We start from the raw sequence: 15,534 nt of genomic DNA, 5'->3' as shown, positions 1-15,534 counted from the left end.
CTGATCTGAACCCTATTGAAAAGAAATGGGCGCAAGCAAAGTTTCTACGACAAGGGTGGATGGAGAATAATCTGCCTAAACTGTTTCAGGATATGGGCTGTTCCAGTTTTATTGTGGATTGACTATATAAGAATCTTCTTCGCCACCAGTATGTGAAAGGCTTAATTATGCGATAAATAAATACTCGAAACTTCTGCTGTTAAATTTCCTACGTATCTTTAATTCTAAGAAAGATGAATAAAATTCATCTTATGTTTAAATTGTATCGTTTTTATTCATGTTTAGATTTCGGTATGATTCACCTCATACACAGATTTGGTTTTATCTCAGATAAATAAGGTAGCGGATCACCATGAGTAAAGAATTCAATTGTTCAATTAAGCACATTCGTTTTGATGAAAACTATCAGCCTGCAGATAGCACGCGTTTGACGACTAACTTTGCAAATTTGGCACGCGGCGAGCACCGCCAAGAGAACTTACGCAAAACGTTAACCATGATCAATAACCGCTTTAATGCATTGGCGCATTGGGACAATCTGACAGCAGATCGTTATTCTGTTGAAGTTGATATCATCTCTGTCGATCTAGATGTTAAAGGCAATGGTCAGACGTTTCCTATTATCGAAACGCTAAAAACAACGATTGTGGATCACAAAGAAAACAAGCGTATCGACGGTATGGTTGGCAACAGCTTCTCCTCTTATGTGCGTGATTATGACTTTAGTATTGTGTTACCAGAGCATCGCGACAAAAACCTAGCATCCATAACGCCAGATAATTTTGGTGAGTTGCACGGCAAGCTGTTTCAATATTTATTGAATTCAGAGGCTTACAACGCTCACTTTCACAAAAAACCTGTGATTTGCCTAAGCGTGTCAACCAGCAAGACTTACTACCGTACTGTCAATCAGCACCCTGTATTGGGCATTGAATACAAGCAAGATGAATACTCGTTGACCGACGACTACTTTCATAAAATGGGCTTAACGGTACGTTATTTTAAGCCTGAAGGTAGTGCCGCGCCGCTAGCATTTTATTTTGCAGGGGATTTGCTAAGTGATTACACCGATCTTGAGCTGATTAGTGCAATTAGTACTATGGAGACCTTTCAGAAGATCTACCGTCCTGAGATTTACAATGCCAACTCAAGCGCTGGACAAGTGTATCAACCTAGCCTGGACTACCAAGACTATTCATTGACGCAAGTGGTCTATGACCGCGCCGAACGCAGTCAAATGGCAGTAACCCAAGGCAGATTTACAGAGACACATTTTATCAAGCCGTATCAAACTATCCTTGAGGAATGGGCTGCAAGCTATGATGTAACAGGCGATACTGCTCAAAAAGAAGCCGCTGAAAAAGAAACGGCTAGGAAGCAAGCCGCTTAACTGAGCATCACTCATCAACATAATAAAAAATAAATTAATTAGAAGATAAATCGTATGAAACTACTATTACCGACGTCTACCGCTGGCAGCTTACCAAAACCGTCTTGGCTAGCAGAACCAGAGAAAATTTGGTCACCTTGGGCGTTAGAGGGCGAGCAGTTGCTTGAAGCCAAGCAAGATGCGCTACGTGTATCATTGCAAGAGCAGCAGCATGCAGGGATTGATATTGTCAGTGATGGCGAGCAGACCCGTCAACACTTTGTGACTACGTTCATCGAACACCTTGATGGTGTCGACTTTGAGAAGCGTGAGACGGTCAAAATCCGCAATCGCTACGATGCGAGCGTGCCCTCAGTTGTTGGTGCGGTGAGCCGTCCGAAGTCCGTATTCGTTGATGATGCTAAGTTTTTGCGTCAGCAAACTGATCAGCCAATCAAATGGGCGTTGCCAGGGCCGATGACGATGATTGATACGTTATATGACGGTCATTATAAAAGCCGTGAAAAATTGGCTTGGGAATTTGCTAAAATCCTGAACCAAGAGGCAAAAGAATTAGAAGCGGCTGGCGTCGATATTATCCAGTTTGATGAGCCAGCATTTAATGTATTCTTTGATGATGTGAACGACTGGGGTATTGCAACTTTAGAGCGCGCCATTGAAGGCCTAAAATGTGAGACAGCTGTCCATATTTGCTACGGCTATGGCATCAAAGCCAATACCGATTGGAAAAAGACACTGGGTTCAGAGTGGCGCGAATACGAAAAAGCGTTCCCTAAATTGCAACAGTCGAAAATCGATATTGTCTCACTTGAGTGTCAAAACTCACGTGTACCTATGGATCTGATTGAATTGATTCGTGGTAAAAAAGTGATGGTCGGTGCCATTGATGTGGCAACCAACACTATCGAGACACCAGAAGAGGTAGCAGATACGCTACGCAAAGCGCTACAATTTGTCGATGCTGACAAGCTGTATCCTGCCACTAACTGCGGCATGGCACCTTTGTCTCGCCAAGTCGCACGTGGTAAGCTCGCGGCCTTAAGCGCTGGTGCTCAAATCGTTCGTCAAGAACTGACTGCTTAGAGTTGAGCCGTTTAGGAAATTCTATTTAAAGAATTTCCCTTGCAAAACTAAAATTGAAGCACAATTTTTTAACGTTATTTTTTAACGTTTCTCGGGATTGAAGCAATGATTAAAGATAGGATTGACGCGACCGACTTTAGAGATGCCATGTCTTTGCTAACGACTGCGGTCAATGTGGTGACCACAGCAGGTGCGACGGGCATGCATGGGTTTACAGCATCGGCAGTATGTAGTGTCACAGACACACCGCCGACCTTGCTTGTCTGTATGAATCAAACGTCTCGGTCACATGGCTACTTTCTGGAAAACAAGATTTTAAGTGTCAATGTGTTAGGCGCGCAACATGAGCAGCTGTCCAATGCTTTTGCCTCTAAATTGTGTTCAGAAGAACGGTTTGAATATGGTTCTTGGACACAATTACAAACAGGCGCTCCTGTACTGGAGGATGCCTTGGTCAGCTTTGATTGTGAGATTGAACAAATTCAAGAAGTCGGCACGCATAGCGTCTTTATGTGCCGCATTGTCGCCATCAATCAGGCTGAGCCACAAGGCGGCACTGATGAAGGGTTGGTTTACTTTAACCGTGCCTACTCTAGAGTGGGGCAAGTGGAACTTATTTAATCCAGTATTTATAGTCCAACCCCTGAGCCTATGGGCTATTGCTCGTTCAACATTAAGCAGTCGTTTAACTATAATTATCATCTCATTAAATCTAAATAAGAAGTAACTATCCTGTGGAATTAATAACTTTTTTAGTAATAGGGGCGCTAGCAGGATTTGCTGCGGGGCTATTTGGAGTGGGCGGTGGGACTATTATCGTACCACTGCTATTTATTGTCTTTACGCAAATGGGTTACAGTTCTGACAGTATTATGCACTTGGCCTTGGGTACTTCACTGGCAACCATTATTGTCACGTCCATAAGCTCGCTCATGGCGCATAATAAGAAAGGCGCAGTCATGTGGCCTGTCTTTAAAAATCTGACGCCAGGCTTAGCAATAGGCTGCTTTTTAGGAGCAGGGATCGCAGGACAGATATCTGGTTTATATCTGCAGTTGATTGTTGGTGTGTTTTTGCTTTGGGTCGCTTATAAAATGTTTATGGGTGGTAAAAAGAAAGCAAATAGCGATGCTGGTAATGTTCATATAGCTTTGCCTTCAAAGCCTAAGCAATTAGCAGCAGGGGCGGGTATCGGTATTGCTTCTGCTATTTTTGGGATTGGCGGTGGTAGCTTAACCGTACCTTATCTCACACGTTACGGTGTGGTGATGCAAAAAGCCGTTGGAACCTCAGCCGCTTGTGGTTTACCTATCGCCATTGCAGGTGCGCTAGGATTTATGTTCTTTGGCATGCAAGCGCAAGTCGACGTGCCCAATACGATTGGCTTTGTCCATATCTATGCTTTTTTAGGCATTAGCATCATGAGCTTTTTCACCGCCAAGATAGGCGCAAAAGTCGCTCACGCATTATCGCCACAGTTGCTGAAAAAATGCTTTGCGGTACTGTTGACTGTCGTAGGCTGTTACTTCTTATATAAAGGGTTGCTCTGAGTAATTTGAGATTAATGGACGCTTGAAAGGATTCAAGGGTAGGTTTTCAATTAGCATACCGACTAGCTACATTCTTAAATTGTAGCTAGTCGGTATGCAGTTTTATAGAAGGTATGTTGATTCAGTCCTTTATTTAGCTAAATCACTTAACCAAATACTCGCCATAATATCCAAAATATTCCTATCATCAAGACAGCAATCACGAGCAATCGTTTTAGCCAATAAGGTAGTAGGGGTTTCTTGTAGCCTAAGTCATTCAACTGACTATCGACACCATCTTGCAGCCCCTTAAACCCTTGACTTTGTTTGGTCGTTTTAACACGATTTTTTACCAATGGCCCAGGCTCGTCTTCTTCTTGCTCTCTATCAAAGCTGATGGCTTGATTTGGAATGCCTTGTTTACTAGCGATAGTATTGAGCTTCTGTTGTTGCTTTACTTTTAGCTGGGTCTCATAAGCATCAATTCTACTTTTGGCTTCATCCATACTGATGTTTTCGTCTGCCGCCAAAGTTTTGATGGCCATTACTAGGTTGTTTTTTTCGACCATCATAATGACGTCTTTTGGCAACTTGGTATTGACCGGTTTTGCGCTAGGGTCGGGGTTAAACATGACTGTCCTTATTACGGCGTATAAGTGTGAATGAGTTATATGCTCATTATAACCATGTTAGATAAGTAATATTCAAGCAAAAAAATACCGCGGCCACTATGGTGACTGCGGTATTTTTTTATTTATCGTTATTGGCATTTTTGCCCATATTTGATAATTATAGATCTTTCCAACGTTGGATAGACTCTTTGATAACTTCTTTCGCTTCTGCGACATCGCCCCAAGATTCAACAACCGTCGTACCAGCTTTTTTCAGGTCTTTGTAATGGCTGAAATGGAACTCTAACTGGTTGATTAACTGCTTTGGTAGGTCTTCTAAGCTGTTGTAAGCATTGCCTGTATCACGGTCATCAGCAGGTACGACAACGATTTTGTCATCTACTTCGCCATCATCAACAAACTTCATGACACCGATAACTTTGGCTTTTAAGAAAATACCAGTCGGTAGTGGCTGTTCAGTCAATAGCAGTACGTCAAGCTCATCACCGTCTTCGTCAAGTGTTTGTGGGATGAAGCCATAGTTACAAGGTTTGGCAAAAATCTGTGGGTCAATACGGTCAAGCTCAAATACTGCTAATTCGCGATTCCACTCAATTTTATGGCTGCTACCAGCTGGGATCTCTACTACTACGTTGATGATGCCGCCGTCTACGTCGCCTGCGTCCAAAATTTTGTTAAAATCTGCCATAAAATGCTCCAATTTGCTTTTGTTTTAGATGTTTGAATAAGGGGTTGAGCTAGGGATACAGCAAGGATAATTGCTGCGTCCAATTTGTACTGCATGCGATTATAGCAAGTTTGTACTGAATTTTCTCTTAATATTTAAGTCTAAGCGTGCAAGATATTATGCAAAAAAAGATTATGCAAAAATAGGCTCAGAACTTACTTGGGCGAGATAGCTCGCAACTCAATCAGCCCAGCATGACGCTTGGCGATGTTATCAATAAGTTTTTGAGTGACTGTCTCATAGCTGAATGAATCGCTCATTTGCTGCTCAGTCTGCGCATCTGGCTCTGTTTGCTCTGAATCTGTCTGCATGGCTACAAAGTCAGACAATCGCAACATTTGCATGCCAGCATAGCCACAAGGATTGATGGCGTTAAATGAAGACAGGTCACAATTTAAATTAATCGCAATACCATGGTAGCTAAAGCCATGCTTAATCTTAAAGCCTAGCGAGGCCATTTTGCCCAGCATAATCTTATTATCAAGAGAGTTGTCATCTGTAGAGGTGCTGTCATCTGTTGCAGCAGTATCTGCATATAAGTAGACACCTGGGGCATCACGGCGTGCATGAGCACTGATATTATCACTATTAGATGGTGAGCTACTCAAACAGTCATTGATGACGTCTTCTATCGCTTGCTCAGCATGGGAGACGAGATTGCGTACACTCCATTTGAGACTGTCTAAGTCAAACAACCAATAGATAACCAGCTGCCCATGACCGTGCCATGTCACCTGACCACCGCGATCGGTCTTGATGATAGGCGTGTCAGTACGCTGTAATATATGCTCTTCTTTGCCTGCCTGTCCCAGCGTGTAGACGTCGTTATGATCGACAATCCACAATTCATCAGGCGTACGCAGCCCTTGTTGTTTTTTTAGATCGATACGTTCGAGGGTGCGTGCCAGCATCGCATCGAGAGTAGGGACATAATCGGCGGCTGAGAGAGATTTGCTGACAAGCGTGTCATTAAGGGGTTGTGTGTCATTTTGCATGAGAGTATCTGTCTTATTATTATCAAGTTTAAAATAAATAATGCTCATCGGTAGTGTAGCAGTTTTGGCGACTATCGCCCAAAGATATATACTGGCGCAATGTCTGTAAATGGCGTAAATGCTAATAGAAAACAGCTAGCAATTGATGATGAAATAATAGGTATAGAACAGTGGTAAGTCGCTTATAAAGGTACTGCTAGTACAGACGCAGTAGTCAACCAAAGATGCTGTTCATTGCTCAGTCGATGCGCTACATTAAAGTGTGATGAATGGAATCTGATGAAGTTTATAGTCAGAGTAGGTTATCAAAGAGTGCACCTGACTAGAAAGAAAGATAGAGCCTCTAACCCAATATAGTATAGTGATTACAAACCTTATGACTATTATTATGATTATGACAAGGAAGACAAATGACAGATAGCAACCAAAGCGCCCATGAGCAGGCAGTGACCGAGACCGGTTTTGCGCTGCAGCGTGTGCCTGAAGCACTAAGTACGGCGAAGACTATCGATGAGATGAAAGCGCAATTTGCACGCTTGCAAATGTTAAGCCGTACCCAGCCAATCAATGATTGGGGCACACGTACGACGCAGCTAGACAATCTAGAAGTGATGCTTAGCGATAACCAAGAGAGTTTTGCAAAGGCGATTAGTGCAGACTTTGGCTATCGTAGCCAGTCAGAGACGCAGTTTGCTGAGTTGTTTCCTAGCTTTACCGGTATCAGCCACGCCAAGAAACACGGCAAAAAGTGGATGAAAGCACATCGTGCGCCTATTTCAGCGCTATATATGCCAGCCCATAATGAAATTCAGCCTCAGCCATTGGGTGTGGTCGGTATCATGGTGCCTTGGAACTATCCATTATTTTTAGCAATTGGCCCGATGATTGATGCAATCACCGCAGGCAACCGAATTATGGTCAAAATGAGTGAGGCCGCGCCGCAATTTGCTCAGACGTTTGCTGACGCCATTGCTCGTTATTTTTCGCCAGATATGATCTGTGTGGTGCTCGGTGAAGTTGAGATTGCCGCCGCCTTTAGTGAGCTACCATTTGATCACCTACTATATACTGGATCGACTGCGGTGGGCAAAAAAGTCATGGCTGCTGCTGCGCCAAATCTAACGCCAGTGACGCTTGAGCTTGGTGGTAAATCACCAGTGATCGTACTAGATGATGCCAATCTAGAGTCTGTCGTCAATCGAGTGATGATGGGTAAGACACTAAATGCTGGACAGACGTGTATTGCGCCAGATTATGTCTTGATTCAGCGCCAATACCATGACCAGTTTATCGAACTTGCAAAAGAGTGGATGACCAAGCATTATCCTGATATCGAAGAAAACCCAGATTACTCTCGCATTATTAATGGTGAGCAGTTTAAACGGGTAAAAGGCTATCTAGATGCGCTAACAGGTGGCGAGGTACATGCGTTAACTGGCGCCGAACCCAATATAGAAACCCGTCTAATGCCGCCAGTCATCGTCAGCGAGCCTGCGCCTGACAGCGACCTCATGCAAAACGAGATTTTTGCTCCGATATTGCCGCTGATGCATTATGAGACGCTTGATGATGCCATTTACTTTGTAAACTCGCGTCCACGTCCATTGGCGCTATATGTGTTTAGTGACAACTACAGCAGTATCGAAAACGTACGTAATAATACGGTCTCGGGTGGTTTGTGTATCAACGAAGTTTTGATACATGTGGCTCAGCATGATTTGCCGTTTGGTGGTGTGGGTGACTCTGGTACTGGCGCATACCATGGTAAGGCCGGCTTTGAACGCCTCAGCCATATGAAGCCGATTTTTGTCCAAACCAAGCTCAATGGCCTGAATTTATTATTGCCGCCTTATGGTGGACTGTTTAAAAAGGCGATGGCGCTTTTTTTGAAATAATCGTCTTTAAGATAACCACTTTTAATATGACCGCTCTTAAAATAATTGCCTTTAAAGTAACAATTCTTGAATTAGACATTTTATAGTAGCTATAGAAATTAATAGTGACCTTTTTTAATCGATTCCATAACCAATAGCACCTATCCAGATAGGTGCTATTTTTTTGTCTAAAATATGACTTCTCGAATATAGATTTCTCAAATTAAGAGCGACTTGTCATAAGAGCTTTATCAAAATTATCGTAAATTTATCTAATGCGTTAATCGACAAATAAGCGTTTGTCATCACTTCTATAAATCGCTACACTTTGTAGTAAGTCTAAACAACAGTAGATAGTAGCTGAATGGTCTAGAGCCAGCATTGGTAAACTTGATATAGCGACGTTTAGCTGTTTTTTAGTTCTATTGTTTTGATAGTGATTTCATGCCGATACAACATAATAATAGGAAAGAGTATGCGCCAATGGATTGCATTAAGCTTACTGTGGATGAGCGCGATACTATTGCCTGTATCGGCGTCTGCAGCCTGCAACTCGCCTATTAAATTTGGGGCGCTAACCTGGGAGAGTGGGCAGTTCACCTCCGGCGTACTCAGACATATCGTAGAAGATGGATACGGCTGCATAGTAGAGGACGTACCAGGAGCAGGGCCTGCACTTGATACGGCGCTCTCACAGAATGACATTCAGGTCATCGGGGAACAGTGGGTTGGCCGTTCGCCAATCATGGAAAAAGCCATTGAGCAGAATAAAGTAGCCATCATCGGCGATACGCTAAAAGGCGGTGCAACTCAAGGCTGGTATGTCCCGCGATACGTTTTGGAAGAAAACCCAGGACTACGCAGCTATCAAGATCTGCCTAAATATACGGAGCTATTTAAAGACCCTGAAGATCCTGGTAAATCTCGCTTTATGAACTGTCCCTCTGGTTGGACGTGTGAGATTTTTAACACACGTTTGCTAAAAACCACCGGTCTAGACAGTCTTTTTAACAACGCACACCCTGGTACAGGTGCTGCTCTCGATGCCGAAATTGCCTCCGCTTTCGAGCAGCATAAGCCACTGTTGTTTTACTACTGGCAACCCACTGGGCTAATGGCAAAATATGACCTTGCGCCATTAGAGTTCCCAGCTTATGAGGATGCTTGTTGGCAAAATCTGCTGCTCGCTGATGGTAAGATGGATTGTGTGTCAGGATTCCCAGTATCGCCGTTAGGTATTGCCGTTTCTACTCCATTTATAGAATCTAATCCTGAACTAGCAGCTGTCTTTGAAAAGGTGCAATTTACCTCTGATGAGCTAAACGGTGCTATCTTGGAGATGAGCGAAAGTAAACGCACTGGCGATGAGCAGGCCATGGTGTTTTTGCGTGACAACCCAGAGGTTTGGCAAGCATGGTTATCCGATGAGGCCGCTACCAATCTCGCTACCAAGTTAGGCCTTAGCTCAACGGGTGCTATCTCTAAAGAAGCAACTGCATCTAGTATCAATGCGTCAGCGCTCGCATCAAGCTTTCCTTCATGGTCGCTTGAGACCCCACTCAATAATGCCTTAGCAAACGTCGTCCAAAACTATGGTGATGTATTTCGTACTATTAGCACGATGGCCCTTACTTATCTGCTACTACCTATTGAACGATTATTAACGGTTATCCCGCCTTGGCTGATTATTGCATTTGTGACTGTGCTTGGCTGGTTTGGTGTCCGCAAGATTTGGTTCGCGCTGGCATGTGGTGCAGGGCTATTTTTGATAGGTGCTTTTGGCTTATGGGGCGCACTGATCGATACTTTAGCGCTGCTTATCGTATCGGTACTGGTCACGGTCGTGATTGGTATTCCTATTGGTATTGCCATGTCAGGTAGCAAACTGCTACGCAAGACTGTGACGCCAGTGCTAGATATCATGCAGACCATGCCGAGTTTTGTATATCTCATACCAGTGCTGATGTTGTTTGGTATTGGTAAAGTGCCTGCGTTATTCGCGACCGTGATTTATGCTTTGCCACCCTTGATTCGTCTGACGACATTAGGGATTACACAAGTCAATCATGAAATGGTCGAAGCAGGACGATCCTTTGGTAGTACCCACCTACAGCTACTTCTCTGGATTAAATTGCCACAAGCGCTGCCCAGTATTATGGCAGGTATCAATCAGGCTGTGATGATGTCACTTGCCATGGTGGTATTGGCTTCAATGATTGGTGCTCCTGGGCTTGGTGAAGATGTATTGCAGTCTATCCAAACGCTCAATATCGGTCAGGGTCTACAAGCAGGTACGGCCATCGTCATCGTTGCTATTATCATTGACCGTATTACGCAAGCATTTGGTCAAGGTAAGCGTACCCGTCAAAAAACCATCGAAGCAGGCAGACGTCCGATTGGATAAAAAATTATCTAGTGGCATACGACTGAACCCATGGTAATCGACCGAAGCCATAATGATAAAAACCACGTGAATAGTGAGAGCACCGATGAATCATATCCAATTAAAAAATATCAGTAAGATTTATAATGCCAGTAGTACGCAAGCACAGTCTGCATTGGCATTGCTGGCTGAGGGTATGGATAGCATCAAAGTAAAAGAGCAAACGGGCTATTCAGTTGGTCTGTATGATATCAATCTAGATATCAAGGCAGGCGAGTTGCATTGCATCATGGGTCTATCAGGATCGGGCAAGTCAACGCTGATACGCCATATTAACCGTTTGATCGATCCAACCAGTGGCGAGATATGGGTAGATACTGCTTTGAATAGAGATCATACAACTCATACAACAGCTGATAGGCAATCAGTGATAGATAATATGAGTACGGTAGTAGAAGAAAGCTCTGCTGCGGCTATTAATATTTTAGCGCTCAACGATAAAAAGTTGCAGCATTATCGTCAGCAGACCGTCAGTATGGTTTTTCAGCATTTCGGCTTAGTGCCGCATATGACGGTCATACAAAATGTCGCTTATGGGCTGCGTGTCCGAAAAATGAGCGTAAACGAGCGACACGAAACGGCTCGACATTGGCTAAATGAAGTAGGTCTATCCAATTTGGAAAACAGCTACCCTGATGAGCTCTCAGGGGGAATGCAGCAGCGCGTTGGTTTGGCTCGTGCCTTAGCGACGGATAATCCAATTTTGCTAATGGATGAAGCGTTCTCTGCACTTGATCCGCTCATTCGCGCTCAGTTGCAAGACCAACTACTCGAATTACAAGATCGATTGAACAAGACCATTGTATTTATTACCCATGACATCGATGAAGCTGTCAAAGTAGGTCAGCGTATCAGTATGCTAAATGGTGGTCGACTCATACAAACGGGGACACCAAGCGAGTTGCGGCATAATCCTGCTGATGACTACGTCGAGCAGTTTATGAGTGCAAAATCATAGGTTGTGCTAACCATTTATGAATAGATTGTCTGGATAGACTTATACAATGTTTTTATGAATGGTGTAAATAATCGCAATCATTTTACTGGCTTTTCACTATCATTTTGCTGCAATCAAAAGTGAACTCTGAAATAAATACCAAACTTCGTTATACTGAACGGTTTATCGATGGCTCATAATGAATGAGCGTGTATTGTTTATCGTCCACATATGATGTCGCTTTGTCTATCAAATGACGTTTGTTTCTTATTTTGCACTTTTAAGGCCATAGCATGACCGTTTCTTATGCACCTATTATTACTTCATTGCTTGATAATGATTTGTACAAATTTACGATGTTACAAGCCATGCTGCATCAGTTCCCGCAAACCCATGGTGTTTATCGCTTTCGCTGCCGTAATAACAAAGATGCAGCCTATCCGTTGGCTGATATCCAAAAAGATCTAGAGCAGCAACTAGACAGCTTATGCGAATTGCGCTTTTTGCCAGATGAGCTAGAGTACTTACGTAGCTTACGCTTTATTCGCTCAGATTTCGTTGATTATCTAGAATTATTTAAGCTAAAACGTCGTTTTATTACGGTAAGTACAGACGATAAAGGTCGCCTGTTTATCGATATCGAAGGGCCAATGATTCAAGCGATGTTCTTTGAAGTATTTGTACTAGCCATTGTCAATGAGCTGTATTTTAATGCGCTATCTAATGACAGCGTGATTGAAGAAGGACAACGTCGCCTCGATGCAAAAGTAGCGCTATTACATCAGTATGCCGAAGAGCAAACCCAGTACGATCAGGATACACCGCCATTTATCGTCGCTGATTTTGGCACGCGTAGACGCTTTAGTCGACGCTGGCAAGCACACGTAGTGAAAACGTTACATAAAGCCGAGCCAAAGATAGTTGGTGGTACATCAAACGTATATTTGACCAAGCAATTAGGAATGACGCCAATAGGCACCATGGCGCACGAGTTTATGCAGGCGTTTCAAGCATTAGATGTGCGTCTGCGAGATTCACAAAAGGCCGCGCTTGAAGCGTGGGTGCATGAGTATCGTGGCGACTTGGGTATTGCATTGACAGACGTAGTCGGCATGGATGCGTTCTTACGTGATTTCGATTTGTATTTTGCTAAACTATTCGACGGTCTGCGTCATGATAGCGGCGACCCATATATTTGGGGTGATAAGGCAATTGCCCATTATGAGAAGCTAAAGATAGACCCAAAAACCAAGATTCTAACTTTTAGCGATGGGTTAGATTTAGAGAAGGCGTGGGAGCTGCATCAATACTTTAAAGGTCGCATTAGAACCAGTTTCGGCATCGGCACCAATCTAACCAATGATATGGGCATTACGCCGATTAATATCGTGCTCAAGTTGGTAGAGTGCAATGGTCAGCCAGTTGCAAAGCTGTCTGACAGCCCAGGCAAGACCATGATCAATAACGACACGTATCTTGCCTATCTGCGCCAAGTCTTTGAGGTTGATGAGCCTGAATAAGCTAAATATAAGGCTGTGACAGTGTCAAATGAGCTTGATGTAACTAATTTAACTAATCAGCTGCTATCTAGTGGCTGATTTTTATTTAACTATCAACACTGCTAGTAGATTTTTCTTCGGCAAAGGCGGCATCCAATGCTTGCTGTACAGCATTGATACGAGTCTCGCAAACGCGATAAGCGGCAATAGACTCTTCAACCGTTGTCATTAGATTATCAATATCAGGCTCGTCCTGTTGCTGTAGTTCAGCCGCATTGGTTTTTAAAATATCATAAGCCGCCTTAAAGGTTTTTGGGGCGGCTTTTTTGCGTCGGCGAGTAGAGGTAGTCATAAAATTTCCTAATTTTTAAAGATAAGTAGATGAGTAATCTGTAGATATTATTATGTGGTTAAGTTAGAGCGCCTGAGGTTTCCGTCGCTTCTTTATCCATAGTGACATCGATAATCTGCGCTTTTGCGTTGCCATCTTTTAAAATGATATTGACGGTTTGCTCAGGATACAGTTGGGTACTACTAGTGAGTATTTGCTTGTTTTTAGCATCCGTGAGCATGGTGTAGCCCTGCTTGAGTACGCGAGACGGTCGATGTAATAGCACAATATCACGTAGATGTTCGCTATCACGCTGTGCTTGCACAATTTGCTGCTGTGCATTTTGCATGATTGACTCTTGATGACTTTTGCTATTGGTAGCGGCTTTTGCGAGCTGTTGATGCGCCAAGGTTTGCGTTTGTGTGTATCGCTCAGCTGTCAGTCTGATAGCTTGCTTTACTTGACGCTGGGCACTTTGCTGAATACTGCGCCATGCATAATCACTGTCTTTTCGTAGAGCGGTTAGTTGGCCAATCGTTTGCGACTGTATTTGGCTTAATTGGCGTGCGGTTTGTTGCTCGGCAGTATTCAATTGACGCTGTGCCGCTTGCTTGATTTGAGCTTGATATTGTAGCGTCTGAGTGACGAGCTGGGCCAAGTGGCTATGGATAGCAGCAATCACCTTTGAGGGTGTATCAAAGCTAGTATGTGCCACTTCATCTAAGATGACATTGTCACGCTCATGACCGATGCCCACCCAGACAGGGACAGGCTGCTCAGCAACCAAAGCTGCCAGCTCATAATCATTGAGATAAGCTAAGTCGCCAACCGCACCGCCGCCGCGAATAATAACCAACAAGTCTGGTAGACGCTGATAAGTATCGTAAAATTGCTGCTGGGCGCTAACGATGGCTTGGCGTATCTCGGCGGGTGCATGATTACCTTGAAAAGTCGCATTATGATAGTGGAAGTGACATGCACCTGTACTGGCTAAGCGATCGGCATCTGCTTGAAAATCACCCAATCCAGCTGCCTTTTCAGGGGCGATGACCAGCACATGCTCAATATCAAAAGGGGCAGGTAGCTGCTGATTGAGATGTAATAACCCTTCACCTGTTAGGCGGTCAACCATTTCTGCATATTGCCGTGCCAAGTCGCCTAACGTATAGCTGGGGTCGATATCTTCAATGGTGATTGAAAATCCGTACTGGGCATGGAAGCCTGCCGATACTTTAAGGAGTACGGTCAAATCACGCTCAAGCGGCATACCAGTTGCACGTTCAAACTTGGCTAATACACGAGCAGCTTTAAAGCGCCATAGATTGCCACGGCAGCTGGCGACCACTTTGCCATCGTCATCTTTTTCTGCCAGTTCAAAATAGTAATGACCACCTTTGCTCGACAGATTACGGATTTCGGCCTTTACCCAGACACGGTGATCAAAAGTTTGTTTGATGACCATCTCAACCGCTGATAAATAATCACTTAGGCGTAGGACCGTATCCTCTAAATGGTCTTCTTGCTCAGCGAGTTCAGCCTCTAGAGTTTCCAAATCTTTGGCAGGTGCTAATACTTTGGCCTGTTTAATATTTGAAAGATTGGGTTTGCGCATAATATTAGACCAAAGATAATGAAAATATAAAGACTGACGAGGATGTGCTGAATACGATAGCGGATAGTTTAACTTAAAAAGTAGAGTACAAAAAGCGAAGCCAACAAGCTTTGATTGATATATTATCTATATCGCAGTTTGTTGGCTGTTTAATCAGAGAAGGATTGTATGTCACTTAATGTTAGCGGTTAGATCGTAAACCTGTTTGCGTCTAAAAGAGATTGTCGTGTAGAGAAAAGTAGATAGATATTTTGGTGGTGTGTCAAAAAGTATGCTGATTAAAATTTGAACAATTTTTAAAGCCTTGAAAGCCCTATAGAATCAGAGAACTTAGCATAGATTTCTTATTGACTTTTATCGCCAGCATACTTTTTAAAACACCACCGATATTTTTAGCTAGATATAGTCGGTTCGAGATAATTCAGATACAAGGAAGGCAAGTGAAAGTGCTACAAATAATAGACTGAGTGAGCCTGACACTG

The 15,534-nt window shown here is 43.5% G+C and carries 13 protein-coding genes; 8 read left to right on the top strand and 5 right to left on the bottom strand.

The window, feature by feature from the left end:
• Positions 1-352: 352 nt before the first annotated feature.
• The 4 genes from JMX63_RS12165 (at position 353) to JMX63_RS12150 (ending at position 4,023) form a co-directional block, all read left to right on the top strand.
• A complete protein-coding gene (locus JMX63_RS12165) occupies positions 353-1,390 on the top strand; it encodes a DUF1852 domain-containing protein (RefSeq protein WP_201572631.1) in 1,038 nt (345 codons plus the stop codon).
• A gap of 54 nt (positions 1,391-1,444) precedes the next feature.
• Positions 1,445-2,473, top strand: a complete 1,029-nt coding sequence (locus JMX63_RS12160) for a methionine synthase (protein WP_201572630.1) — start codon at positions 1,445-1,447, stop codon at positions 2,471-2,473.
• 105 nt (positions 2,474-2,578) lie between these two features.
• On the top strand, positions 2,579-3,094 hold the full coding sequence (locus JMX63_RS12155) for a flavin reductase (RefSeq protein ID WP_160020865.1): 516 nt from the start codon (positions 2,579-2,581) through the stop codon (positions 3,092-3,094).
• Between the two features lie 113 nt (positions 3,095-3,207).
• Positions 3,208-4,023 carry a sulfite exporter TauE/SafE family protein gene (locus JMX63_RS12150; protein ID WP_201572628.1) on the top strand — a complete coding sequence of 272 codons (816 nt, stop codon included), beginning with the start codon at positions 3,208-3,210 and terminating at the stop codon, positions 4,021-4,023.
• Positions 4,024-4,169: 146 nt separating this feature from the next.
• On the opposite strand, the gene JMX63_RS12145 is transcribed toward JMX63_RS12150, so the two are convergent.
• From JMX63_RS12145 to lipB, 3 genes are all read right to left on the bottom strand, one after another.
• A complete protein-coding gene (locus JMX63_RS12145) occupies positions 4,170-4,634 on the bottom strand; it encodes a hypothetical protein (RefSeq protein WP_201572626.1) in 465 nt (154 codons plus the stop codon).
• 157 nt (positions 4,635-4,791) lie between these two features.
• A complete protein-coding gene (locus JMX63_RS12140) occupies positions 4,792-5,322 on the bottom strand; it encodes an inorganic diphosphatase (protein ID WP_057759479.1) in 531 nt (176 codons plus the stop codon).
• Between the two features lie 194 nt (positions 5,323-5,516).
• Complete coding sequence (gene lipB / locus JMX63_RS12135) at positions 5,517-6,356, bottom strand: lipoyl(octanoyl) transferase LipB (RefSeq protein ID WP_134292504.1); 840 nt, start codon at positions 6,354-6,356, stop codon at positions 5,517-5,519.
• A gap of 410 nt (positions 6,357-6,766) precedes the next feature.
• On the opposite strand from lipB, the gene JMX63_RS12130 reads away from it, so the two are divergent.
• The 4 genes from JMX63_RS12130 to pncB all read left to right on the top strand — a co-directional run bounded on the left by JMX63_RS12130 (position 6,767) and on the right by pncB (position 13,130).
• A complete protein-coding gene (locus JMX63_RS12130; protein WP_201572624.1) occupies positions 6,767-8,251 on the top strand; it encodes a coniferyl aldehyde dehydrogenase in 1,485 nt (494 codons plus the stop codon).
• A 454-nt stretch (positions 8,252-8,705) separates the two neighbouring features.
• Entirely contained in the window at positions 8,706-10,634 is a 1,929-nt protein-coding gene (locus tag JMX63_RS12125; protein ID WP_201572623.1) for a glycine betaine ABC transporter substrate-binding protein, read from the top strand.
• An 85-nt stretch (positions 10,635-10,719) separates the two neighbouring features.
• Positions 10,720-11,631 (top strand): ATP-binding cassette domain-containing protein, encoded by a 912-nt coding sequence (locus JMX63_RS12120; RefSeq protein ID WP_201572621.1) that lies wholly within the window; start codon positions 10,720-10,722, stop codon positions 11,629-11,631.
• A 272-nt stretch (positions 11,632-11,903) separates the two neighbouring features.
• Positions 11,904-13,130 (top strand): nicotinate phosphoribosyltransferase, encoded by a 1,227-nt coding sequence (gene pncB / locus JMX63_RS12115; RefSeq protein WP_201572619.1) that lies wholly within the window; start codon positions 11,904-11,906, stop codon positions 13,128-13,130.
• 85 nt (positions 13,131-13,215) lie between these two features.
• Here pncB and xseB read toward each other — a convergent pair whose 3' ends face one another.
• Positions 13,216-13,461, bottom strand: coding sequence for an exodeoxyribonuclease VII small subunit (xseB, locus tag JMX63_RS12110; RefSeq protein WP_201572618.1), 246 nt, complete (start codon positions 13,459-13,461; stop codon positions 13,216-13,218).
• Between the two features lie 58 nt (positions 13,462-13,519).
• Positions 13,520-15,052, bottom strand: a complete 1,533-nt coding sequence (gene xseA, locus JMX63_RS12105) for an exodeoxyribonuclease VII large subunit (RefSeq protein ID WP_201572616.1) — start codon at positions 15,050-15,052, stop codon at positions 13,520-13,522.
• Between the last annotated feature and the right edge of the window lie 482 nt (positions 15,053-15,534).

Origin of the sequence: Psychrobacter nivimaris (genome assembly GCF_904846365.1) — a bacterium.
Lineage (GTDB): Bacteria > Pseudomonadota > Gammaproteobacteria > Pseudomonadales > Moraxellaceae > Psychrobacter > Psychrobacter nivimaris_B.
Note: the sequence above shows the minus strand (reverse complement) of the source record. Positions and strands in the feature narration are given on the sequence as shown.